This window comes from Mesotoga prima MesG1.Ag.4.2, from assembly GCF_000147715.2.
GTDB lineage: Bacteria > Thermotogota > Thermotogae > Petrotogales > Kosmotogaceae > Mesotoga > Mesotoga prima.
Genome location: NC_017934.1, coordinates 669,419 through 692,308, shown reverse-complemented (window position 1 = coordinate 692,308; position 22,890 = coordinate 669,419). Strand labels below are relative to the sequence as shown.

20 protein-coding genes are annotated in these 22,890 nt (G+C 42.9%); 8 read left to right on the top strand and 12 right to left on the bottom strand.

The window, feature by feature from the left end; all coding sequences use genetic code 11:
* Positions 1-2: 2 nt before the first annotated feature.
* The 6 genes from rlmN to THEBA_RS03275 all read right to left on the bottom strand — a co-directional run bounded on the left by rlmN (position 3) and on the right by THEBA_RS03275 (position 5,313).
* A complete protein-coding gene (gene rlmN, locus THEBA_RS03300; RefSeq protein ID WP_014730432.1) occupies positions 3-1,022 on the bottom strand; it encodes a 23S rRNA (adenine(2503)-C(2))-methyltransferase RlmN in 1,020 nt (339 codons plus the stop codon).
* A complete protein-coding gene (locus tag THEBA_RS03295; RefSeq protein ID WP_014730431.1) occupies positions 1,019-2,023 on the bottom strand; it encodes a transcription antitermination factor NusB in 1,005 nt (334 codons plus the stop codon). The genes rlmN and THEBA_RS03295 overlap by 4 nt, the downstream gene beginning before the upstream one ends.
* On the bottom strand, positions 2,023-2,700 hold the full coding sequence (locus tag THEBA_RS03290) for a zinc metallopeptidase (RefSeq protein ID WP_014730430.1): 678 nt from the start codon (positions 2,698-2,700) through the stop codon (positions 2,023-2,025). The genes THEBA_RS03295 and THEBA_RS03290 overlap by 1 nt, the downstream gene beginning before the upstream one ends.
* A 245-nt stretch (positions 2,701-2,945) precedes the next feature.
* The gene (gene thrC / locus THEBA_RS03285) at positions 2,946-3,926 is read right to left on the bottom strand and encodes a threonine synthase (protein WP_148269978.1); all 981 of its coding nucleotides are present in this window, start codon (positions 3,924-3,926) and stop codon (positions 2,946-2,948) included.
* Between the two features lie 143 nt (positions 3,927-4,069).
* The gene (locus THEBA_RS03280; protein ID WP_014730428.1) at positions 4,070-4,567 is read right to left on the bottom strand and encodes a hypothetical protein; all 498 of its coding nucleotides are present in this window, start codon (positions 4,565-4,567) and stop codon (positions 4,070-4,072) included.
* A 26-nt stretch (positions 4,568-4,593) separates the two neighbouring features.
* Complete coding sequence (locus THEBA_RS03275; protein ID WP_014730427.1) at positions 4,594-5,313, bottom strand: class I SAM-dependent methyltransferase; 720 nt, start codon at positions 5,311-5,313, stop codon at positions 4,594-4,596.
* A 243-nt stretch (positions 5,314-5,556) separates the two neighbouring features.
* On the opposite strand from THEBA_RS03275, the gene THEBA_RS03270 reads away from it, so the two are divergent.
* From THEBA_RS03270 to THEBA_RS03260, 3 genes are all read left to right on the top strand, one after another.
* On the top strand, positions 5,557-6,330 hold the full coding sequence (locus tag THEBA_RS03270; protein ID WP_014730426.1) for a hypothetical protein: 774 nt from the start codon (positions 5,557-5,559) through the stop codon (positions 6,328-6,330).
* A 418-nt stretch (positions 6,331-6,748) separates the two neighbouring features.
* Complete coding sequence (locus THEBA_RS03265) at positions 6,749-7,519, top strand: class I SAM-dependent methyltransferase (protein ID WP_006492279.1); 771 nt, start codon at positions 6,749-6,751, stop codon at positions 7,517-7,519.
* 3 nt (positions 7,520-7,522) lie between these two features.
* Positions 7,523-8,161 (top strand): hypothetical protein, encoded by a 639-nt coding sequence (locus THEBA_RS03260; protein WP_014730425.1) that lies wholly within the window; start codon positions 7,523-7,525, stop codon positions 8,159-8,161.
* Positions 8,162-8,285: 124 nt separating this feature from the next.
* On the opposite strand, the gene THEBA_RS03255 is transcribed toward THEBA_RS03260, so the two are convergent.
* A complete protein-coding gene (locus THEBA_RS03255) occupies positions 8,286-10,661 on the bottom strand; it encodes an ABC transporter ATP-binding protein/permease (RefSeq protein ID WP_014730424.1) in 2,376 nt (791 codons plus the stop codon).
* Between the two features lie 366 nt (positions 10,662-11,027).
* Between THEBA_RS03255 and THEBA_RS14375 the strand changes: the two genes are divergently transcribed.
* Both THEBA_RS14375 and THEBA_RS03250 read left to right on the top strand, forming a co-directional pair.
* Positions 11,028-11,165, top strand: a complete 138-nt coding sequence (locus THEBA_RS14375) for a hypothetical protein (RefSeq protein WP_014730423.1) — start codon at positions 11,028-11,030, stop codon at positions 11,163-11,165.
* Between the two features lie 349 nt (positions 11,166-11,514).
* A complete protein-coding gene (locus tag THEBA_RS03250; RefSeq protein WP_014730422.1) occupies positions 11,515-11,955 on the top strand; it encodes a DMT family transporter in 441 nt (146 codons plus the stop codon).
* Between the two features lie 14 nt (positions 11,956-11,969).
* On the opposite strand, the gene THEBA_RS03245 is transcribed toward THEBA_RS03250, so the two are convergent.
* From THEBA_RS03245 to THEBA_RS03230, 5 genes are all read right to left on the bottom strand, one after another.
* Positions 11,970-12,710, bottom strand: a complete 741-nt coding sequence (locus tag THEBA_RS03245) for an alpha/beta hydrolase (RefSeq protein ID WP_014730421.1) — start codon at positions 12,708-12,710, stop codon at positions 11,970-11,972.
* Positions 12,711-12,927: 217 nt separating this feature from the next.
* Positions 12,928-13,095, bottom strand: coding sequence for a hypothetical protein (locus THEBA_RS14490; RefSeq protein ID WP_014730420.1), 168 nt, complete (start codon positions 13,093-13,095; stop codon positions 12,928-12,930).
* Between the two features lie 156 nt (positions 13,096-13,251).
* Entirely contained in the window at positions 13,252-15,351 is a 2,100-nt protein-coding gene (locus THEBA_RS13730) for an HD domain-containing phosphohydrolase (RefSeq protein ID WP_014730419.1), read from the bottom strand.
* A gap of 214 nt (positions 15,352-15,565) precedes the next feature.
* Positions 15,566-15,766, bottom strand: coding sequence for a hypothetical protein (locus THEBA_RS03235; protein WP_014730418.1), 201 nt, complete (start codon positions 15,764-15,766; stop codon positions 15,566-15,568).
* Complete coding sequence (locus THEBA_RS03230) at positions 15,759-18,107, bottom strand: sensor domain-containing diguanylate cyclase (RefSeq protein WP_014730417.1); 2,349 nt, start codon at positions 18,105-18,107, stop codon at positions 15,759-15,761. Before THEBA_RS03230 ends, THEBA_RS03235 begins: the two co-directional genes overlap by 8 nt.
* A 747-nt stretch (positions 18,108-18,854) precedes the next feature.
* On the opposite strand from THEBA_RS03230, the gene THEBA_RS03225 reads away from it, so the two are divergent.
* The 3 genes from THEBA_RS03225 (at position 18,855) to istB (ending at position 22,525) form a co-directional block, all read left to right on the top strand.
* Complete coding sequence (locus THEBA_RS03225) at positions 18,855-19,979, top strand: CapA family protein (RefSeq protein WP_014730416.1); 1,125 nt, start codon at positions 18,855-18,857, stop codon at positions 19,977-19,979.
* 312 nt (positions 19,980-20,291) lie between these two features.
* Entirely contained in the window at positions 20,292-21,803 is a 1,512-nt protein-coding gene (gene istA, locus THEBA_RS03220) for an IS21 family transposase (RefSeq protein ID WP_014730415.1), read from the top strand.
* Positions 21,800-22,525 (top strand): IS21-like element helper ATPase IstB, encoded by a 726-nt coding sequence (gene istB, locus THEBA_RS03215; protein ID WP_014730414.1) that lies wholly within the window; start codon positions 21,800-21,802, stop codon positions 22,523-22,525. The genes istA and istB overlap by 4 nt, the downstream gene beginning before the upstream one ends.
* Positions 22,526-22,890 lie beyond the last annotated feature (365 nt).

Genomic DNA, 22,890 nt, shown 5'->3' with positions numbered 1-22,890 from the left:
AACTATTCCCTTCTTTTCTGCCTTAACTGACCACATGCAGCCTCAATATCAGTGCCTTTCTCGTGTCGGACTGCGCATTCGAATCCGGCCTTTTTGAGACTCTCTGAGAAGACAGCAATTTCCCTATCGGATGGTCTATCGAAAACCGGCTTCACTGGGTTCACGGGTATTATGTTCACGAAGGATTTTATCCCCGTCAGGAATTCCCCGAGTTTTGTCAAATCTTCCTTAGAATCATTCACTCCTTTTATCAAAGCGTATTCAAATGTAATTCTATTACCGGTTTTTTGCTGGTAATAATCAAGCACCTTCCGCAATGAATCGAGTGGATACTTCTTGTTGATTGGCATCAAAGAACTCCGTGTCTCTTCACTTGCGCTATGAAGTGAAACTGAAAGGCGGACGTCCATTCCCGAATCGGCCAGTCTCTTTATGCCTTCGGGAATCCCAGCAGTTGAAATAGTGAAGTGACGAATCCCCAGGTTTCTACCTACGGGATCATGAAGAATCTTTATTGCCTTGTAGACGTTGGCCTCGTTAAGAAAAGGTTCTCCCATTCCCATAAATACAATATTATCGACTGGTCTGCCGATGCTATTCTCCATAAGAATTACCTGAGAAACTATCTCACTCGCAGAAAGGTCTCTTGTGAAGCCACTGGCTCCAGTTGCACAGAAGGAGCAGTTGAGAGCGCATCCAACCTGAGAAGAGATGCAAAAGGTGACGTGGCGGGGATGTTTCAAAACAACCGTCTCAATGTGGTTATCGTCTTCCAACTTAAGCAAGAATTTCTCTGTACCGTCAATCGAAATCTGCCTTTCTACTTCCTTCATCGTGGTAAATCGAAAAAGCGAACCGAGCTTGTTTCTAAGATTCATAGGAAGATCGGTCATCTCAGAAAAGTCAAGGACCCTCTTCGCATAAACCCACTTGAAAATCTGATTTGCCCTGTAGTCCTTTTCTCCGAATGAAATTATTTCCCTTCTCAGCTCGTCCAGATCTAAAGAAAGAATGTCCTTCAATTTGCACTCCTAACTCTTGCCAGATAACATGTGGCCGGTGCCTTCCATGGTTGTAGCCAGTATCCTTTGCCATCAAATCTCGCAGAGATCTTATGCTCAGCGAAGAAGTCCTCCATCATTACCGGTTCAAAACCTTCGAGAACGTCGAGGGCATGCTTGTTTTCCTCTACAGTAAAAGCCTGACTATAATATATGAACTCATTATGCTCTCTCGAGAAGTTGCCGAGCAATTCCACAGCCACTTTTGAGTAGCCGTCAATTTTCTCCGGAGTCAACGTGTGGAGAAGCCATGGTATTGAGTTGATTTTCCCTGTAAGACTTCCCTTATGAGTCAAAACCGGGATAGCTGTTTTTGAAAGCAAATATTCAATTTCGTCGATGATCTGAAGATTCTCTATACTACTACCTTTTTGAAAAACACAAGATAGATCCGAATACTCACTCTTGTCGAATAGAAAGCCGTTTTTGATCAACTCATTCTCTCTTCCGAAGGAAATAACTGTTTGAACAGGAGGAGTCTGATTGTACTCCAGAAGCTCTTCAAAGTCGTCTATCCAGGCAAATTCCCTCCAGTAATTTACAAGCCATTCCGGATGGGAATAGAGGATGTTAAGAGGTTTTCTTTCCGCAGGGCCTTCATTTATTAGCTTCCTGAGTACCGCATTCACAAGACCCTTAAACTCTTTCACCCCAATCATATCTACCGAAGACTTCAGTGCCGCGTATTCCGGGATACTTTTCATATAAAGAATCTGAAATGCGCCGATTCGCAACGCATTCAGCACAGCATGGGGCAATTTGCTTGGTTTTGTGAGAAAACGGGACAGTTCGAAGTCGATGCTAACTCTCTTTCTCAGACATCCGTAGATGATATTCATGCAAAACGAGCGATCTTGGGAAGAAAGCGTGGACAGTGCTATATCCAATTTTCTAAAGGAGATATAACCATTTGCATCGAAAAAAGATAGGGTCTGTAAAGCAATGGAACGAGCTCCCTGCATCAGTCTCTGCCAGCACCCGACAAGAAAAGCATCCTGAATAACTGAAGAATGGCGGTAGCCGCAGATGCAACGTAAGTCATTGCTGCAGCTCCAAGAACTGAACTTACGCCCTCAAGCTCTTTAGAAGGCATGCCCATTGACGAAAGAAGCTTTTTCGCTCTCGAACTTGCGTTGAACTCGACCGGCAGCGTCACTAGCGTGAAGAAGACAAAGGCAGAAAAGACCAGAATCCCTATTCTGATAAGGACAGGCGAAACCATAAGAAGTCCAATAATAAAGATTATCCACGAAAGAGAAGAACCGATCTGCGCAACAGGGACTACGGCGTTGCGAACAATCAAAGGTACATATTTCTCCTTATCTTGAATAGCATGACCGATTTCGTGAGCCACTACACCTAGAGCTGCTATAGAGGAGCTGTTGTGCGTTGTATCTGAAAGCCGAACGATTCTATTCTTCGGATCGTAATGATCTGTTAGATTTCCCCTTATTCGTTCAATTTTAATATCATAAAGTCCTGCATTGTCAAGAAGCTGCCTCGCAAGCTGAGTTCCATTAAGTCCAAAGGTCGATTTCACTTTGGAATAATGCGCAAATCTCGAACTAACAAGAAACTGGGCGTAAGCTGCCAGGATTATAGCAGGAATGAGAATAATAAAAGTTGGATCCCAAAACAACTTAACCACCTCCTAATTTTAATTATATAACCGTTGTGTTCAACAGTCAACGCAACACTAAGACGGGGCGTCCTCCCGGCTTCATTAGGTCCGAATCAATGCGGCAACTTCTCAAAACTTATAAACATTTCGACCAGGAGAATCTCGAAGTGATTTTCTCAGTTCCACACCCACCGGGCTCACTGAAAGAAACTGGATCAAAAATTGACCCACGAATTCTTGCTTCAACTACCTCAGTTCAAACCCTATTGCTTATTCCAGGAGAATAATTCGCAGGCTGTTTTAAGGCCGTGGCCCGTGAATACGGATGCAATCGTTTCGTTAGGATCGGTTTTCGAAATGTACTTCTTTAAACCCGCTATTGTTGCCGCGGAAGTTGGTTCAACGAAGTGACCTCTCTTTGACATTTCCTTCCAGGTTTCAATTATCTCCTGCTCAGAAACCCCCACAAAAGTGCCTCCACTGTCTCTGACCGCTTTCAATATTTGGGCACCTCTTACGGGCTTTTCAATCGCAATCCCTTCTGAAACAGTCGCTTCCGCGTTTACATCAGCGGAATCTTTTTGATTCATTTCGAAAGCACGAAGAAGCGGGGCACAGTTCTCTGCTTGCACGGCAATAATCTTTGGAAGATGATCAACAATTCCGGCTGAATACAATTCCCCAAATCCAATAGATGCTCCCAACAAAAGAGTCCCATTTCCTACTGGAACAACAATAGCTCCAGGACTCTTCCAGCCAAGCTGTTCACAGATCTCGAACGCAAGAGTCTTCGTTCCATGCAAAAAGAGTGGATTATAGACATGACTTGCATAAAAGTTTTCTTTCGTTTGCTCGAGAATCTTTCTTGATACATCTTCTCTCGAGCCTTCAACCAATCGGACTTTCGAACCATAAGCCTCTATCTGTCTGAGCTTCCCAACCGAAGTATGGTCGGGAACGAATATTTCACAGGAAATACCTGCTCGTGCAGAATATGCTGCAATAGAGCATCCTGCATTTCCCGAAGAATCCTCGACTAAAGATGAAACTTGGTGTTCTCTCGCATAGCTTACTAGAAGACTAGCGCCCCTGTCCTTGTAAGAACCAGTCGGAAGAAGGTGATCCATTTTAATAAACACATTCTTCCCACATATTTCCTCTTCAATCAATGGAGTATAACCTTCAGACATAGTTACGATGGACCGATCACTTTCGATCGGCAGTGCTTCGCGATAACGCCACATATTGTGCGGTCGCTGTTCAATATTGGCAATTGGGAAATGAGGCTCGAATTTCAGGTCAAAAAGACCTCCGCATGAGCATTTGAAGGCTTTTGATCCTAAAGGAAATTTCCGCCCGCATTTAGAACAGATGAAGGAAGTCACTTTTAGAAAGTGAAGTTAACGAGAAGATAAGGTCGCGCAAATGGAACCGTACTAGACGGCTCTAGTTGCCAGTACCCATCAAAACCCGCATCCAATTCGATGCTTGAAAAATTGCTTCCGAGACCGATTCTTGTGTAAAGAGGTGTGCCGGCGATTGTTCTCTCTCCTCCAATGAGAGAAGTGATGTGTTTTAAAGACCAGAAGATCTGTCCCTTCACATAAATACTTTTGTGGACTGTGACTTTGGTCTGGATTCCAAGATATGTGTGATCAGGCAAACTGAAGCCCTTGACAACAAGGCTGGACCAGTCGAAAGAAAAAACATACGCATGGATCGTCCCCTGAAGATAAGGGATACCTGCCGAAAACTGAATGAATACCGGTGTAACCAAGGCACCCGAACTCATGTCCAAATTGAACCCTATTCCGGCACTGACTGCCATAGAAAAGCCATACACTGAAAGAATGGTGATTATAGAGATCACTACCAATTTTCTCACTGAGACACCTCCTAAAGGAACCAGTTTTACTTTTCAGTGAAACTTGTAGTGTAGATCATCGGGAGATCAAAATCCCTCTTCGCTATTTTAATGTCCCATATCTGAGTATACGCCTTCTTCCCGAGGACAAGACCCCTTTCCATATCGGACTCTGGCCTTTTAATTCCCTCTTCAAACCTCTCTTCGGGTATCAATCTCAGGGACGAGTAGGCCTTGTTTCTGTACTGCTCAAAGTGCTGTTTCTTGAATTCAAAAGGGGTCTTCATCTTCGTCGTATATATTCCCTCGAAGCCTGCCTTCTTCATCGCAGAAATAATTGAAGAATTTCCAGGATATCTACCCCTATCTATATCAAGAGTCTCAGGGAAATAATTGGTTAAGGTTCTCTCAGAAATGTCCTTACAGGAGTCCGTCACTGTCAATATGCTCCCATCATTTTGCAGGACTCGAAAACTCTCCTTGAACAGATTTTCAAGATCAGAAATATAATGTACGAGGTTAATATTGAAGACGAAGTCAAATTCAGAATTTCCATATGGAAAAGGACCGTTTTTATCTGCAGTAGCGAGTTCAAGTTCAATTCTCTGATTCTTCTTTGAAGCCTCTGAAATCATTGAAGGGCTGGTGTCGAATCCGAAACCATGAGCATAGAGAAGCTCTGAGAGAATACTCAAATAGTCAGCTGTGCCACAACCTACTTCCAGAATTCTGTCGGCATATCTAATTCTATTAATAATGTGCTCCACCAACTTCTCGTTGGGATATCTTTATTTGGAATATACTAAGGCAAACTCATCAAAGTCAAAGCTCTTTTTGGGTTTCATATAACTTCTCCTCTTGAATAGAGTACCAAATGATTTTGACAAACACGCGTAAATATTTGCGGTGTTTTTCACTTCCGAGCTGTTATGTTGCATTTGTTGATGCTGAACCAACAAGCTCGTGTATAATTGAACCAAAAAGTGTTTGTCGGAGGTTGAAGGGTTTAAATGACTGCAAGGGACGTACTTACAATCCTTGGCGCATATGCACGAAGCTTTGGTGAGAGTTTAGTAGATAAACCGACCATAAACAAGTCCATTCTTTCAAACAATATCAAGTTCTACAAAACGCTTAAATGGATCAATATACTTGCCTCGTTTCTCCTGTTTGTGCCAGTTTTTGGATCTATTCGTGACTTTAACCTACCTCACATGGTTGGTTACCTCATTATGGCGTCTTTTGGTTATTCAACCTGGATATTCCAAGGTATTACCGGAGTTCCCATCTACGAGGAGACACGGTTTCTTACGCTGTTACACCTAACTCTCCACAGTTTCTTTGGAATATGGCTTGAATTTTACAACAACTTTCCCCTTTTCGATGGTTTCCTTCATTGTTTTGGTGGATTCTGGGGAGGTTTTTCGCTCTTTCCGTTCATTTTCGGTTCGGCAATCGCTTGGTCGAACCTTCCTCCAAAAGCTGTTGCGTGGAAGGTCTGGCTCTCAGGAATGTCAATTGTAAACATGATAGGCGTCTTTTGGGAAATCGGAGAGTTCATTTCCGACAAAATCTTTGGCGGCTATCCCGGCTACCGCATGGCCCAAGAGAGTCTTGACGACACAATGCTCGATCTCATATTCAACAATTTTGGTGCAACGATCGGAATATTGCTATTTTGGTGGTACCTAAAAAGGTCTAAAGACATTAACACATTTGTGAGGGATATGGGTAACAAGCTGGGTGAGTTCTTCGTAAAAGAGAAAGAACTTCTACGCCGCTAGAACGAGCCCTATTTCGATAGCAAGAACGTCGAATTCATAATTTGCTGTGCTGCGAAAAGACCAATCCGATTCTGTTCAACAATTTATCAATACTCTCACATATTCCTTCCTGATTAACGAATCAATCGCTTCGTCAAAAAAAAAAGATCTAATCAAGAAGTCAGAACTTCAGTCTATCCGCCAAGATTGCGGGAACAGACAATCTTCTTAAGAGATACTCTTTCTCTTATCATCGTTTAGTGTCAGTTCAATTCTCTTGGTAACACTTCTCACGAGCTAGAAAGGCTCTTTAAGCAACCTCATTAAGGTCTTCACAGATTCTTGCCATCGTGCCCAAACTCCTGAATCGTGGACGAGTATGTATTATACTATAGTAAACTGTTCTGATTATTTTCGCTGATTTGTGAGGTGCGCCGGTTTGAGGGAATCTTGGGAATACTATAGTGAAATTGCTAGCAGATATGACTACATGTATGAGGAACCTTACTGGAACTTATATCATCGTATTGTCGAAAGACTGCTGGAAGACCATGTGAAGACAATCGGAAGAACTCTTGACATTGGTACTGGTACGGGAAGATGGGCCCTCTATCTAGCAGAGAAAGCTCACGAGGTTGTGGGAGTCGACCTTTCGCAGGAAATGCTTAGTGTCGCCTCCATGAAAGCTGGCCTGGCCGATCTTAAGATTGATTTCGTTCATTCAAATGCCGAAAGGCTTCCTTTTGAAAAGGAATGCTTCGATTATGTGCTGGCAATGGGGGACCTCCTTTCATACGCAAAGAACACATCGGAAGTCTTGGCTGAGTGCCAAAGGGTTCTCAAAAGGGGTGGGCTACTTCTTGCCACGGTTGATAATGCGTGGGCCTTCTTGCATGATTTCCTTTCGCGGGGAGAGTACTCTATGGCAAAGAGATTGGTTGAAAAGGACAAAATTCCAATAGGAGACAGCTCAGTTAGTAGCATAGTCTTTGCCACAAAGCCCTTTTTTCCGGAGGAAATTGGGCATTTGCTTAACATGAATGGCTTTGACCTCATAGATATTTCATCGGTGGTTGCCTTCTATCCATATGACGAACAAGCGCTGGCAGCAAAAATCGACAGCGCAGTGGATTGGGAACTCAAATACTGCAGGAACCGCGAAACCTTGGCTCGTTCAGAGCATCTCTTCTTATGCGGTAAAAAGAGGTGAAGAATGACAAAGAGAAGAAGAACATCTCCTGCACTTTCAATTGGATTATTTTTGATAATGGCCGCCATAATCGGTTTCGTATTTTCGCTCATCTCCATTAACAGAGTTGGACAGATGAAGGCGGAGCTTTCACAGATGCGCAGGCAGTACGATGAAGATCTTAAAGCAATCGAGGATGATTTTGAAGCTAAACTAGCAAGTGTCGAAAGACTTCTCGGATCGGGCGGAACGCTCGAGCAGTATATCGTTGCGAAGAACTTTCTGTCTAACTATGCTATTGACTTGGAAACAATAATTACAGAAGCACAAAGTTCAAGCGACAGACCGTACTTCAGAATATTCGTGACTGGAACAAAAGAAGTCTGGGTCGGGGTGAAGAAAAACTCTGCAGATACAGCTTACTTCTTTCAGAAAAATCTCAAACCCGGACTTTCTCAAGAAAAGTTCTTCTATTTCAAGAATCCCGAAATTGAAACAAAATACACTGTAATGGTTGGAAGAGATGCATATGTTAGATCTGGAGCACCAGAAAACATATACCTTCTTTTTTTTGGATTTGGTTCCGGCAAGTTAGTTAAGATGCCTTCGGTAGAAATCACAAATATCTCTGAAGCTCTGGATCTCTATATCCCGGGATCCTGATCTTTGACTGAGGAAAGAATAACTGAGAACTTAGTTTCTTTGGTCGGATGGGTTGTCTTTACCAGAGAAGAGACTTCAGAGACAACAGAGCGAAAACCCCACAAAAAACAAGGAGCTGCTCTCTCTATTCAATTCTCAGAGCATCTACTGGGTTCTTTCTGGATGCCATTCTTGAAGGTATCAGGCCCCCCAAAACTGTTAATAGAATACTGGCCACCATTAAAGAGATCACGTAAAAAGGATTTATATAGGCCACGTTAGATAGACCGGTAAGTCTTTCGATAATTGAGTTAAGTGGCACGATCAATATCGAAGCAAACAATATTCCAAGGGCCCCGGAAAACGCTCCTATGATGAAATTCTCCGCGTTGAACACGGTACTGATGTCCTTCTTTCTTGCTCCAAGAGCCCTCAGTATCCCTATTTCTTTTGTTCTCTCAGTCACCGATATAAATGTAATAATTCCAATCATTATTAGCGAAACGACAAGCGAAATAGCAGCGAAAGACAACAACACGAATGTTGAGCCATTTAGTATCCCCGCGAGTAATCCCGTTATCGTTGACGCGAGATCAATGTAAAGAATCCTATTCTCAGCGGCTTTGCCTTCGTTCCAGGAGTCCAGGTATTTCAAGACCTCTTCTTTGGATTTGAAATCTTTGGGATAAAGCACGACGGAAACAGGAGTTTTGTATGCTCCGAGCTTCTGAAGAATATTTCTTTTCGTTATGGGTAGATTTACGCCGCCCACCAATCTTGCAGTAATATCGGGTGGTATCACTGAGAGGACATTGAACAAATCCGAAGCAAACTGTTCTCCGGACAGAACATTTACATAAAGATCCTTCTGGGCGAGGACAATCTCCGAATCTACGGCATTCTCAATGAATTTCTGGGCGAGACGATCGGAGTATGCTATTCCTTCGTCAAGAACTGAGAACTCAATCTGTGCTTTGGGTCTTAAAATGCCGACTATTTTCAGCATTATCCCGAGATCACCATAGTAAAGATCCATGAGGTCTCTTAGAGAAGTCTTCGGCGTAAAACTCATCCCTTTTCTCAAGTAGAAATCGTCATTGTAAATTGCCTTGATTTCTAATCCAATGATTTCTTCAAATCCAATCCTCTCTTTATCATGATCAAGACCCAACGCTTGAAGAATCACATTTGATATTCTGTTTCCTTTTCCAACGATCATTACAAGATCGGTGAATTCCTTAGGAAAGGATCCCGCAACTAAGTCGAAATTGTTCTCGAGATAACCCGGAGACTCCGGGTCGAGATCTTCCGGATACGCCGTGAATTTGATTGAAGTCTGATCAACAGTTTTCGCCATTTCTCCGTACTTTGCAACCAAATTCATGTTTATATGTCGCGTGTATGTGAAGCCCGAAAGAAGTTTGGGATCTATGCTCTCAACATAAGCCAAGTATTCATCAGATAGATCGTTGTTGTGAATTAGAATCTCATCACGGGGATCATATGGATAGACAAATTGCCCCAAGACATCACTATCATCTTCTTCAAACCGCTTTTCAGACTCAGCTTGGTGATACTGCTGCGACTCCAGATCAACTGTTGTCTGACTCACCATTATCGGAAACGTAGAGAGAGTCTGCGACTCGAATTCTGATAGTTGCCTTCCAAAACCGCTAGAAAGTGACAAGACTAGAAAGATTCCGACTATGCCAATGCTAGAAGCCAGTACCGTAAGCGCTGTACGCCATTTCTTTGTTAGGATATTGGTTGCAGAAAGCCTCAAGGCAGCTGGAAAACTCATACTTGTTTTTTTTATAATCAGTTCTGGTTGAGGATCGTCATCATCTGAAGGACGGGAGTCACTTACGATTTTGCCGTCCTTAAGTTTGATTATCCTATCTGCATAGCGATTAGCGATTTCTTCATTGTGAGTTACCATTATTATGAGTTTTCCCCTCGCAACCTCCTTTATCAACTTCACAGTTTCTTCACCTGTCTGAGTATCTAAAGAACCAGTAGGTTCATCAGCCAAGATGATATCGGGATCATTGGCAAGGGCTCTTGCAATAGCAACTCTCTGCATCTGACCATTCGATAGCTGACAGGGCCTCTTATGAGCTTGATCTGCTAAGCCCACTTTTTCTAGCAGCTCTATGGCTCTCTTTTCTTTTTCTGAAGAAGGCACACCGCCAAGTGTCATACCTATTTCAACGTTATCGAGAAGACTAAGATGTGGGATCAAATTGAAGCTCTGAAAAATGAATCCGATGCTCTTGTTTCTGTAAGCATCTAGCTCCCAGTCTTTGAAATCCCTTGTGGATCTGCCATTTATCACTAGATCACCCATGTCGCATCTATCGAGCCCACCAATAAGGTTCAAAAGCGTTGTTTTGCCTGAACCGCTTGGCCCAAGGATTGCAACAAATTCGTCGTTTGAAAAGCAAATGGAAACCTGATCCAGGGCTGTTTGTTCTAGTTCTCCCGTTCTATAGATTTTCGATGCTTCCTTCAGCTGAAGCATTTGTGCATCACCCTCTGAAAAAGAATTAGCAGGTCATAGACTGATTATATTACTCGTATACCTGAATCTAGAAATTCTATGAAAGATCATCTCTTGCTACTCCCCACAGTTGAAATCGCTGCTTCCTTATATTAGTTTGCAGGACGAGTCCTTACAAATCGTAGACTTTTTCTAAGGAGTGTCTGAAAACTAGATTAAGACCAAAATTCGGATAGTTAACTTCGTTTCGGGAGAAATAGAACACGCCTCAGTGATTGAGCAATACACATTACGTGCAGTTTTCACAAGGACTAGTTTAGAATCGAACAATTTTATGTTAAATGGAATTACTCAGAAGAAAAAGTATTGACTCATGAGGCTTTTAATGTGGATTCATTTGAACCACACGCATTTGCAAGAATAGGCGCTGGGAAATTCGTCGTTGTTGGAGCAAAATCGACAGACGAAAACGGAAGGCAGGCCTACTGGATTTTGGTTGATTTCCAAGAAAGTTTCTCGTGTTAGTACAAGAAGCCTTAAAATCCGATCCGATTTCAAGCTTATCAAAGAAAAATGAGGTTCTCTATGCCCTCGAACTAACGAAAACACAAAATTTCGTTATGCCTTTTCTTGAAGGAAAACGACCCAGTCATGTACTTCATTATGACCAAGTACACCAAAACCAAAACAAAAATTGCCTTTAAACTACGATTTTTTACTCACTGAGTGAGATTTTGGTGTGGCTTGAACATGAAACTTTCTTAACAGAGTTTTGGTGAATCTCAGCTATGATGGTTTTATAGGGAGTAAAAGATGAAAGTTTGATTCTGGAAGTGAAATTTCCAACTTCAAAGACAGATGGGTGAGACATGGGATGATTAGAGGGGTATTTTTCGCAATAGCAGCTGGGATTGTAATCGCTATGCAAAGTGTTTTTAGTGCAAGACTGGGGGAGAAAATTGGATTCTTCGGTTCAAACTTCTTCATACACGGAACGGGATTTCTCCTTGCCTCGGTACTTCTCTTTTTCTTCGGTAAGGGCGAAATGACCCTAGAGTCACTTAAAGGACTCAATCCACTCTACTACACCGCTGGATTCATAGGTGTCTTGATAATCCTAAGTATTTCTCAAGGTGTATCTTCTCTAGGTGCGAGCAGAGCGATCGTAATAATTGTAGTAACCCAGATAGTCTTTGCACTTATCATAAGTGTTGCAGGACTCTTTGGCGAGCTGCCTATCGATCTAACTCCCTCCAAAGTCATTGGATTGTTCCTAATGCTTTCGGGCGTTCTGATATATCAGCTGGCAAAATAATCTCAAAATTAGGATTACATCGCATTGTCAATGAATGATAGAACCGCGCTGACGGTCATTTCTTGTTGCTCGAGAAGGGTTATTAATGCATCTCCGTCCCCTCTCTGTGGTCCATAGTATCCGAATTGCGCATGATTCCCCCCACGCAGCGTCAAGTAAGTTGTTCCTTCAGGGAGTAGAGCTTTTCCGCTCTCCAGAGCTTCAATGTCAAGTACTTTATCGTTGCTACCATAAATCGACAGTACATGAATACCTGATTCAGATAGAGAAGTGTCTTTACCGGGATAGGCGGCAAGCAAAATGAGACCGTCGACTCTGCCCTGATTATCGTAAGCAAATTTCGCTGCCATTGAACCCCCAAGAGAATGCCCGGCCAAAATCCATCTCTTAATCTCTGGATTGTCTTTCAAGATATTTTCTGCTCTGTTTGGAGAAAGTACGGCAAGATTAAGGGGCATTTCCACAAGGAAACATGAAACACCGCTTGTGGCGATTCTCTTAAGAAGTGGAGCATATGATACTGGATCAACGAGGCCACCGGGATAGAACACTATTCCAATCTCACTTCCTTTCGCAGGAGTGAAGATGTGAGTTCCATCTTTGAAACAGTAGATAACTTCATCTGAACTCGAAAGAGAGTAATAGGCCTCTTTACTAGGTGGATAAGGTCTGAGAAAATTGAGCACGCTCAGGGTAAGAACTGCAGTCAGTGATATTGTTGCAATCAACAAGATGTAAGTATTACCCCTTTTCATAATTTTCACTCCCCAATTAAAACTTAGACTCTACCCAGAAATTCTCGGCACAGGCAGTATGGTACGACTTTTCTCAATCTATCCTCAGAAAAATGATCTAATCTACAAAAGCATTCAACCGCCAATGAAGATTCAACTTGAAAAATCCACCCATTCGGAATTGAAACGAATCGGGTGTCAAGGGCAAAGTCCTCAGTATTCCCGACAATCAGAAAAACTAAAACAGTAAAAGGACCTTCGAAAGAAGCCAAATAATCGCGAAAACAATCAGCCCAACAAAGGCAAGACCAAAAATTACCCGGAGTCCGAAGAAGGCGAGCTTCACCGCAAGACCCAAAAAAACCAGCCCTCCGAAAATCGCCAGAATAACTATAAATACGTTCATTCTCTACCTCCAACAATCTATAATCTGCCATCAGACCTATCATTCTTGAAACCCGAATCGATTACAGCTAGACAAGCGTCAACTACTTCTTCATCGTAAAGAACACCAGAGTTGCTCTTGATCTCTTGCACAGCTTCGCCCAATCCCCTAGATGCTCTACGGTCTGTGAGAGACCATTGCCTCCACCATATCGGCCACTGCCACGATTCTTGATTCTAAAGATAGTTCTGATACCGTAAGTCCTTCTGGATAACCTGATCCGTTTATCCTATCGTGATGGTTCTTGACAATCTCCGCTATTGGCCCACCAAGTTTTACATCGCGAAGGATTTCGTAGCCGACTATTGGATGGCGCTTGATCAAAGACCACTCAAGATCAGTAAGTCGAACCGGCTTTGAAAGTATCTCAACCGGAATCGAAACCTTGTCGACATCGTGCAGCAAGCCGGCAATTCTGACGGTTGTACTCCTATTATCATCCAGGCCGAGCCGCTCTGCAATGGCAGTAGCTAAACGACTCACGTTCTTCTGATGGCCTGCCGTGCATGGATCTCTCGCCTTTACTACCTTGCTAACAAGGTTTACAGCTCCTTCAAGAGCAGTGTGCAATCTCCCCAAAGCTTCCGAAAGTTTATTTTTTGCGGCAAGGACTTCCGTTATGTCGACAACTATCAGGCTAACCAGATCCATATTTTCAGTGCTAAAAGGAGCAGCAAAAATCTCGACGTCGACTACTTTTTCAGAGGACTTTTTCTGCCTGGAGACTACACTAGAAGATCTTCCAGCAGCTAGGTTACATATCTCAACCAGGGATTCATTATTTGCAGCCAAATCCTCTATGGACAACCCTTTTAGCGTACCGAGATCATATTCGTAGAATTTGCATGCAGCTTCGTTAGAATCTACGATTGAACCCGTTGCCGAATCTATGAGAAGCATTGTCGCACCGTTCATTTTGAAGAAGCTCTTGTAGCGATGCTCACTATTAACAGGCTCATCTTCTTCAAGAGCAAGCGTCAGAACATCACCTACGGACGCGGCAAAGTTCATTTCATCTGAAGACCATTGCCTTGCTGTGTTCATGTCGCAAAATAGTGATCCCACGATGATCCCTCTGATCCTCAAGGGGATATCTAGAATCGCTTCTACTCCAACCTCTTGCAAACTGGCGATGAAGTTGCTTTTTTCTGCCTGGTTCACGTCGGAAATGCTGAAGAATCTCTTTGCTTGAATCAAGTGAAGATATTCGGAAGCGAGATCTCGATCCATAGCTCTCGACTTATCTTCTCTTGCCTCTCCATCAACCAGGTCAAAGCTAATAATCAGATCCATCTCACCAATTCTGTTTAGCATATAGATCCCGGCACGATAAACACAAAGAGAAGAGCCTACTATTCTTACGGCGCTCTTCATAAACTCATCCAGTGAGAAACCACTGCCAGCAGCCATTTTTGTCAGTGTGAGAAGGCCATCGTTCGTTTTCTTTTTGAATTCTTGAATTCTGAGTGATTCAGACACATCGTAGCAGAGGCTGTCAACCTCACCAGAAGGAAGTTTATACACATAATTTGTCCACCAACCTTCTTGATCTCCGCAAACATATTTCTCGGCCTCTACTTTCTCAGGGGTCCCGGTCTTCCACACCTTTCTCACTGCTTCGAAGAGACCACTCTTCTCGACACCGGTAAAAACATCCCTTAACTCCTTGCCAAAGGTCCCGAGTCCAGTTCTATCAAGATTTTCGAGAGGCGCCTTGAATTCCTTCAGAATAAATCGTTCTCCATCTCCACTGTCCAGAATTAACAGGCCTCCATTCGTATTTTCTATCAACTCTTGGAATCGGGCCTCACTTTGTATGATTCTCCCTTCTTTTTTTCTCTCTTCGGTCAGATCTTTGAAGACAAGAATAACACCAGTTGTTTCACCGTCTTCTCTAGATATCGGAGCTGCAGAATCGGCAATTGAGTAGATTTTTCCGTTCTTTGATCTGAGCGCAGTATGATTTGCCAGTCCAACCTTTTTGCCGGTTTCTAGCACATGCTCTACTGGAATAATTGCAGGTTCATCTGAATCTTCACTAAAGATCTCCATAACTTCAGAAACTCTCTTGCCGATGGTGCTGCTTTCGCTAAGACCAATAAGACTGCAGGCAACTTCGTTAACAAAAGTGACTATTCCAAAAGCATCCATCGAAAGAACTGCATCACCAATACTTGAGAGGTTAGCGCGGTACTGCTCTTTGTTTTCAATGAGCATCCTTGACACCTCGATGATTGAATTATTTTCCCGAGTCTCTCTGTTACCGAGAGAACCATTTGAGACTACTCATAGAGGAAGGCGATTTTCCCGTCTCAATAATAATAGACCGTTACGCTCCCGACCTCATTGCCTCTTACTATCATTGGTTACGTATAAAGCGATCACTTCTTGAAGACTCTTCTCGATTCATACACTCTGGCACTGTAGACGATCACGGCACACGCGCTCTCAGGTTCTGAAAAGCATCGGAAAGGATTCTCAGGAGACCCATCAGAATGTCGTCAATAGATTTCTCTGCTTTGTCAACTAATCTTGAGAAATCATATAGAAGTTTAAGTTCTTTATTTCTTTCCCTTAGCTGCGCTTCAAGGCCTAAACGTTCACTTCTTATCTGCCATTCTCTCTTAGCCATAGTTTCGTCCCCCGGTAACTTTGTTGCCCCCGGATCTTTTGGAGACATACAGATTTCTGTCTGCCCTCCTGATCATGTCTTCAAGTTCATCTTCATGTCCTTCAAAATTGGCAATTCCGAAGCTGGCACGAACCTTTATTGGGATTCTCTTATATATTATTCTTGAATCTTCAAGAGAACGACAAATCCTTGTGGCAGCTTCTTCGGTGTTCGTGATATCAGTCATCGGCAATAGTATTATGAATTCATCGCCACCATATCTCGCAAAAATATCTGCGGCTCGTAGAATCTTGGTACATATGTTTGCAACCCTTTTTAAGACAAAGTCTCCGGCTAGATGTCCAAGCATGTCATTCATATTCTTAAAATTATCTATGTCGAACATTATCAATCCCATTTTTGTGTCATATCGTTTTGCCTTCTCGATTTCCCGTTCTCCATGCTCAAACAGACCTCGCCGGTTGTAAGCACCAGTAAGATAGTCCCTCACCGAGAGATCTCTCACCTCCTCATGAAGACGGGCGTTGTTTATGCCAATCGCAGCAATATCTGCAAATGCCTTGAGGGCGTCAAGATGACGATTCTTAAACTTTCCGCCCTCCTCGCTATCGACGGCGATCATTCCAATCGTTTCATCTCCAATAACCAAAGGCACGCCCATCCAAGATTTTATAAATTTGAAGTCTGGCCTGTTGAATTGTTGGTATGCTCTCTGAGCATCTTCTGCTAGAATGATTTTCTTGTTTCTTACTACATCGAAACCGGGACTTCCTTCTTCCATCGTGAATTTGGTCCCGACAAAGGAATTTTTTCCAGGCCAGCTCCCACCGACAATGATTAAATGATCCCCTTCAACTAACTCAACTGCAGCGCTGTAGAACGGTATTACTTGTCTCAGACCCCGAACAATAGATTCTATTACCGTTCTCATATTCAGATCTTTAGTTATCGCTTCGGTTGCCTTTATCAATGACTGTGATGTGATGTGATTTCTCCTCGTTGCAACAAGATTTTTGATTTTTGTGAGAGAAAGAGAGACCGTAGTCCCAACTAGTCTGTACAGATTTATGCTTTCTTCGGAAAGACCAGTCACGCGTTCTGTAAGGGTTTCAAAGTAACCAGCAATCTCGTTGTTCGATTCAAGCGCTATGCATATGTATCTCAGTTCCTTTCCTTCGATGGCTGTATTTTGAACGATTATTCGATTTTCTCTGAGGGTTTCCTGAGCCTTTGAGTCCTTCATGAGATTCAGCGGAAATGCCTCGGTGTCGCCTCTCGAAACCTCAAGATCAAGATATTCATCCTCACTAAATGTGATCTTGCAACCGACCATTCCCTTCTCTTCGTATGCGCGATTCACAATCTTGGAGGCCGCTTCATGAAGATTATCACCGCTCAGAATCAGAACGTAAAGATCGTTCATGAAGACCATCATACTATCTCTGGCTTTCAATTCGGCCTGCAGCTTCATCTCACCGGTGACATCCCGTGACGACATCGTCCAACCCTCGACTTCTTTCCCATTAAACAAAGGACTTACAGCTGTCTCCATCCACAATATTCCGCCGCTCTTAGTTCTTGCTCTATATCTGAAGCAACCGTGTTTCTTTTCTCTCAGAAGAACCTTGGACTCTTCAACAACTCTCTTGCGATCCCTTGAGTCAATGAGATCCAGAGCATTTTTCCCAACCAGGTCTTCAGGCATAAACTCCAATGTGTTGACCACCGAGGGGGAAACATAGGTGAAAACCAGTCCTCCGTCAACTACGGCAAGAATGTCCAAGACGTTGCCTTCGAAATTCTTCAGCAGTTCATCGCTTCTTAGTAGTCTTTCCTGAAGAAGTGACTTTTCGTTATTTCCAGTCTCTTCGCTGAACTCTTCTCCAGTCATGAGCGCCAACAATTGAATCGCACATTTCACAAAGTCCTTTTCCTCCACAGACAGATTTCTCTCATGCAATTCGATCTCTAAGACCAGAACACACTCCGGCAATCCAGGAGGGCTCTTGATTAACAAGACGCCTTTTCCAGCTTCCGAAACTGTATTTGCTCTGCTTTTTCTTATTAAATTCTCAAGTTTTGATTTTCTACTATCTCCACTTCTCGAACTCGAGACGCAAATTACGGAGTCTGATTCTTTTCTCCAATCGCAAACCATCTTGATATAAGAAGAACTATGATGAGCGCTTTCAACTGTGCAAAAAGTAAGACTATTGACAGAAAGAGAATCACCGATAATTGAAAGAGCCTTTTTGATCTTTTGCAAGCTCTTTTCATTGCCAACAAGAACCGAGATTATTCTTCTCACTGAACTGAACAGATTTCTCCTGTCGGATTCCATTCGACCCTCCGGGGAATGATGAGGCGCTGTAATGTCCTCAGTTGATTATAGCATTGCCATTTCGTGCCAAAAATCAAACGCAGAGATAATGTCCTTGTAAACACGGAAGAAGCCGCGGTTTAGCTGTGATCTATTTTCTGTTTGACCTCTAAGATATCTTAGAGTAGTTCTTTTGGTGCGATCTGATTGCTCCTCTGCATCCTTCAGGGACATTAACGTACTCTCTAATCAAAACTGTTTGTATCACCCTGCAAATGACCAAGTGACACCTTCCTGTTAATGACATTTATTACTTAGAGTCACACGCATTCCATTGACCTATCTGTTCTCTGAGACACTGAAGGCTAACTCTCCATCGTCATCGGTTGTGGCGCTCATCAATGCCTGCTGATACTTCAAACCAATGATTCAACTTAGCAATGAGAAGCCTAAAAGAATTTTTTATACCCATCTTCGACCCCGTTACTGAGTAAAGAATCCTCAAATCTCATCTTCCAATTCAGTGCCAATTGAACTATTAATTTTGCCGAGAAACATCTCCGACCAAAATCTCTTTCTCGCCGATGAAGGATACTGACTTTTGAATGCTTATCATCTGTGTGTGCATAGTGTTAAAGTTTAGTCGAGATATGTTTATCCGCCAGCTGGGTTCCCTGCGAGATGGTTCTCGAAAACCATAATCATATGTGGGATTGACTTGACTCATACAGATTGCAAGTTTCTCATCACTTACAGGAAGTGGTACGGATGTCTCGAAAGTTTGCTATGGGGTTTGCTCTGGCTCTTTTCCTAATGACACATGGCCTTGTTTTTTCCTTCCCCGTTGTTTGTGGCGATCTTGGCCGATTCACTTTTACAGATGCCATTTTCTACCTGCGGAAGCTGATCTTCGGTACGATTTCGAGACCTTACGAAGAAAACTATCAGGCAGAGCTTCCTGATTTGGCTTGCGCAATAACTCTAACCGCATTTGGCGATCTAATGTACAGTAAGGGACTTGTAATCGCGGGCGATCCTTACTCAAGTGTGGAGAAGAGTCTTTTTAAAAGTGAAATTGTGTTCGCCAATCTCGAATTCCCAATAGACACTCGGTTCCCCGAATCGGCATTCCCAAAATTCAACGGTTCTTCCGAATACTTTGAGAAAGTAGTGACGCCCTTGGGAATTAATGTTATGAATATCGCAAACAATCACTCTCTTGACAGGGGTAACGAGGGACTGAGATCGACCCGTACTTTTCTTAATGACCGTGGAATCCATTGTGTTGGATTTGGAGAAGAAAGTCGATTCTCAATAATTCCATTCGATAAAGTTAGAATCGCTGTCTCAGGTTTCACGTTCGGCACCAATGGAGCTACCGTTGATAGTGAATCCAGTCTGAATGTTGCCAACCTAAACACATTTGAGGATGCAGAGACTGCGCTGTCTAAGATCATTCCTATCGTTGAATCTATGTCGGAAGAAGCATCCGTTATCGTGCTTAGTCTTCACTGGGGACTTGAGTTTGAGAACAAACCTACTGAAATGCAGGTGGAAGTCGCAAGAAAGCTCTGCGATGAAGGAGTTGACTTGATTATCGGTCATCATCCTCATGTTCTTCAGCCACTGGAGGTGTACTTAAATGCGAGAGGATCAACTTCGCTAATCATCTATTCTCTGGGCAACTGGATTTCTTCTATGAAAGCTAAGGATTGCAGAATCACGGCATCGCTAAAAATCGAGCTTTCCGAAGACGGGAGTGTTTGTGGAATCAAGGTTTTCCCTTATTTCTTTAATCTAAGCAAGATGCAGCTTGTGCCTCTGTCAAATCCTGCCCTTATCCCCGAATCATTTGCATACTATTTGGATAGTAGCCCAAATTGTTCACACTAAGGATTCCAGTACCGACTAGTTATCCTCACCTGACTGATTTATGGTCTTTTCTGATAACAATCTTCCGTCATTGCCTTTCTCAGTCAGTATTTCAGCGAATAAAGGGATTCTAACACAATCCAATAATTGTCAAATTTGTCCTTCCAGATTGTTTGCTGCAGAATATAAGTACCGGTAATTGCAGTGAGTGATTCCCTGCAATTGCAGGGAAAATTCCCTGTTAATGCAAAGAGCCATTGCAACTTCCCCCGGAATTACCTACCCTTGTAGTTACGACACTATAAAGGGGAGGAACAAAGGAGGATGGTTGCAATGGCTAAGATCAATTCTATCAGAAGCAAATATTTTAATGAAGGAAAGCGAATTGTAGAGATTGCAAGAGAAACAAAGACGGATGTGAAGACAGTGAAGAAGTACATTCTGAAGGATGATTTCAATATACAGCCACCACAGACAAAGAAAACAGTTAAGTCGAAGCTCGATCCTTTCAAAGAAGAGATTGACTGTTGGCTTGAGCAAGACAAACTTGAAAGAAGGAAACAGCGACATACGGCTTTAAGAGTATTCAAGAGGCTTCAGGAAAAACACGGTGGTTCCTTTGACTGTTCGTATCGTCTTGTAGCAACATACGTGGCACAGAAGAGGAAAGAACTTTATGGCCAGAACAAAGAGTTTTACTTCGCTTTGGAACACAAACCCGGTGAAGCACAGGTAGACTTTGGAGAAGCTGACTTTCTGGAAAACGGGGTTCGCTGTCACGGATATACTCTGAATGTCTCCTTTCCCTACAGCAACGGGGGATATCTTCAGCTCTTCAAGGGAGAGAACCAACAATGCCTAATGGAAGGGCTCATGAATGTCTTCAACCACATAGGGGGTGTTCCCAACCGAATATGGTTTGACAACGCCTCATCCATGGTCAGCAAAATACTGAAGGAAGTAGACCGGATCCTTTCCGAACACTTTCTCAGATTCAAGAATCACTATGGATTCGAAGCAGTCTTTTGTAATCCCCAGAGCGGGAATGAGAAAGGCAGCGTCGAAAGTAAAGTGGGATACCATAGGAGAAACCTGCTAGTTCCTGTTCCAGAGATAAATGACTTAATGGCCTTCAACAAAGAGCTCCTCGCTCGATGTGATCATGATATGGAAAGACCGCACTATTCGAAGCCAGGCATGATAAGAGAGCGATTTGAAGAAGACAGGACAAAGCTTCTAACACTTGCGCCAAATAAGTACGATGAATCGATCCTCCTGGCCGTTCGCACAGATGCTCACGCGAAGTTCACCCTTGAGAAAGGAAGGCATACATATTCAAGCGCTCCACAATATGCAAAGACCGAGATATGGGCAAGACTGACCGCACATGAAGTTATCGTAATGGACAGGGACTACAAAGAGATAATCACTCACCCCAGACTGTATGGACAGATGAAGAGAGAATCAATGAACTGGATCCCTTATCTCACCCAATTATCCAGGAGACCCGCAGCGCTGAAATACACGGGAATATACGGACTGTTTCCTTCTCCACTACAAGAGTTTCTTGAGCAGAGTGATCGCTCAAGCAAGAAAGAGACTCTCAAGATCCTTGCAGAGCTGAGCGAAGATAAAGGCTTTTTGAGTGCAGTAGAAGCCTTCCTTGCAGCTCTAGAGAGAGGAGCAAAAGACAGCGATAGTGTCCTTGCTATATTCCGGCGTCTCAACACGGAAAGCTTCGAGTTCAGTCCTGTTTTACTCCCAAATGACGTACCAGAACTCCCACCTCTTAAGAACAAAACACTTGACTATGATCTATTCCTGGGAAGGAGTAGCCAATCATGAAAGAGCAGATTGCGTACTGCTGCAAGAAATTACGCCTTGGAAGGAAGATAGTGGATGTATTTGAAGAGGTGGAAGCAGACAACAACCAGGAATACCTTATGAAAATACTACAGATTGCTCTGGATAACCGTGAGACTTCAAGGAAGAACCGCCTGGTAAAACAGGCGGGCTTCTATGCCATGAAGACATTCGAAGATTTCTCATTCGAAGAGATACGACTACCCCAGGACTTAAGTCCAGAAGAACTGAAGAAAGCATCTTTCGTAGACGAGAAGAAGAATTTGATTCTGTACGGAAACGTTGGTACTGGAAAGACTCACCTTGCTCAGGCAATCGGTTTAGAAGCGTGCAAACAGAACAAGGTGGTTCGTTTCTTCAGAACAGCTGCGCTGGTAAATCGCCTTTCTGAAGCACAGAAGAAGTCAGAACTAAACGCCTTCATGAAAACTCTAATGAAGGCCGATCTGATTATCTGTGATGAGTGGGGCTATGTGCCTCTTGATCGTGATGGATCGAAGTTGTTGTTTCAAGTTATCTCAGAATGCTATGAACAAAGGAGCGTGATAATCACAACAAATCTGGAGTTCAGCAAATGGGTCCATATCTTCTACGATGAACAGATGACTTCGGCAATGATTGATCGCCTTGTTCACCACAGTCATTTGTTGTTGTTCGAAGGTCAGAGTTTTAGAATTAGAAATTCGCTAATGAAAACTCATTAACAAAATTTCCCGGGTGGAAAGTTGTTTGGAATTCTTGCAAAAACAGGGAATTTGCTCTTGCAAAAAACACTTCCAGATTTTTTATGTAACATCAAAGGAGATTGAAGTGACTATCAGGAACACTGCTTTAGCCCTCTTGGAAGAGTTTAATTCAGTATGAGACATGACCGATTCTAGATAAAGAACTCTGGAAAGTTCGTCTTTCTCTTTAAAACGAGAAAAGAAATCCTTCCCAGAGATGATTTTCCAGCTTCACAATAATGAGCATACTTTCAGTTCCAAGTGGAAGAGGCAGTTAAGAGCTCATACTTGGTTCAAAACAATAGTCATCAATGAATTACATGATACACTGTCAGTGATAAACT

Coding starts and splice junctions, on each gene's coding strand:
- istA (WP_014730415.1), top strand. CDS start 20,292: ATGGCTAAGATCAATTCTATCAGAAGCAAATATTTTAATGAAGGAAAG.
- THEBA_RS03270 (WP_014730426.1), top strand. CDS start 5,557: ATGACTGCAAGGGACGTACTTACAATCCTTGGCGCATATGCACGAAGC.
- THEBA_RS03295 (WP_014730431.1), bottom strand. CDS start 2,023: ATGCAGGGAGCTCGTTCCATTGCTTTACAGACCCTATCTTTTTTCGAT.
- THEBA_RS14490 (WP_014730420.1), bottom strand. CDS start 13,095: ATGAACGTATTTATAGTTATTCTGGCGATTTTCGGAGGGCTGGTTTTT.
- THEBA_RS03250 (WP_014730422.1), top strand. CDS start 11,515: ATGATTAGAGGGGTATTTTTCGCAATAGCAGCTGGGATTGTAATCGCT.
- THEBA_RS03260 (WP_014730425.1), top strand. CDS start 7,523: ATGACAAAGAGAAGAAGAACATCTCCTGCACTTTCAATTGGATTATTT.
- thrC (WP_148269978.1), bottom strand. CDS start 3,926: ATGTGGCGTTATCGCGAAGCACTGCCGATCGAAAGTGATCGGTCCATC.
- THEBA_RS03230 (WP_014730417.1), bottom strand. CDS start 18,107: ATGGAATCCGACAGGAGAAATCTGTTCAGTTCAGTGAGAAGAATAATC.
- THEBA_RS03245 (WP_014730421.1), bottom strand. CDS start 12,710: ATGAAAAGGGGTAATACTTACATCTTGTTGATTGCAACAATATCACTG.
- THEBA_RS03255 (WP_014730424.1), bottom strand. CDS start 10,661: ATGCTTCAGCTGAAGGAAGCATCGAAAATCTATAGAACGGGAGAACTA.
- THEBA_RS03235 (WP_014730418.1), bottom strand. CDS start 15,766: ATGGCTAAGAGAGAATGGCAGATAAGAAGTGAACGTTTAGGCCTTGAA.
- THEBA_RS13730 (WP_014730419.1), bottom strand. CDS start 15,351: ATGCTCATTGAAAACAAAGAGCAGTACCGCGCTAACCTCTCAAGTATT.
- istB (WP_014730414.1), top strand. CDS start 21,800: ATGAAAGAGCAGATTGCGTACTGCTGCAAGAAATTACGCCTTGGAAGG.
- THEBA_RS03225 (WP_014730416.1), top strand. CDS start 18,855: ATGTCTCGAAAGTTTGCTATGGGGTTTGCTCTGGCTCTTTTCCTAATG.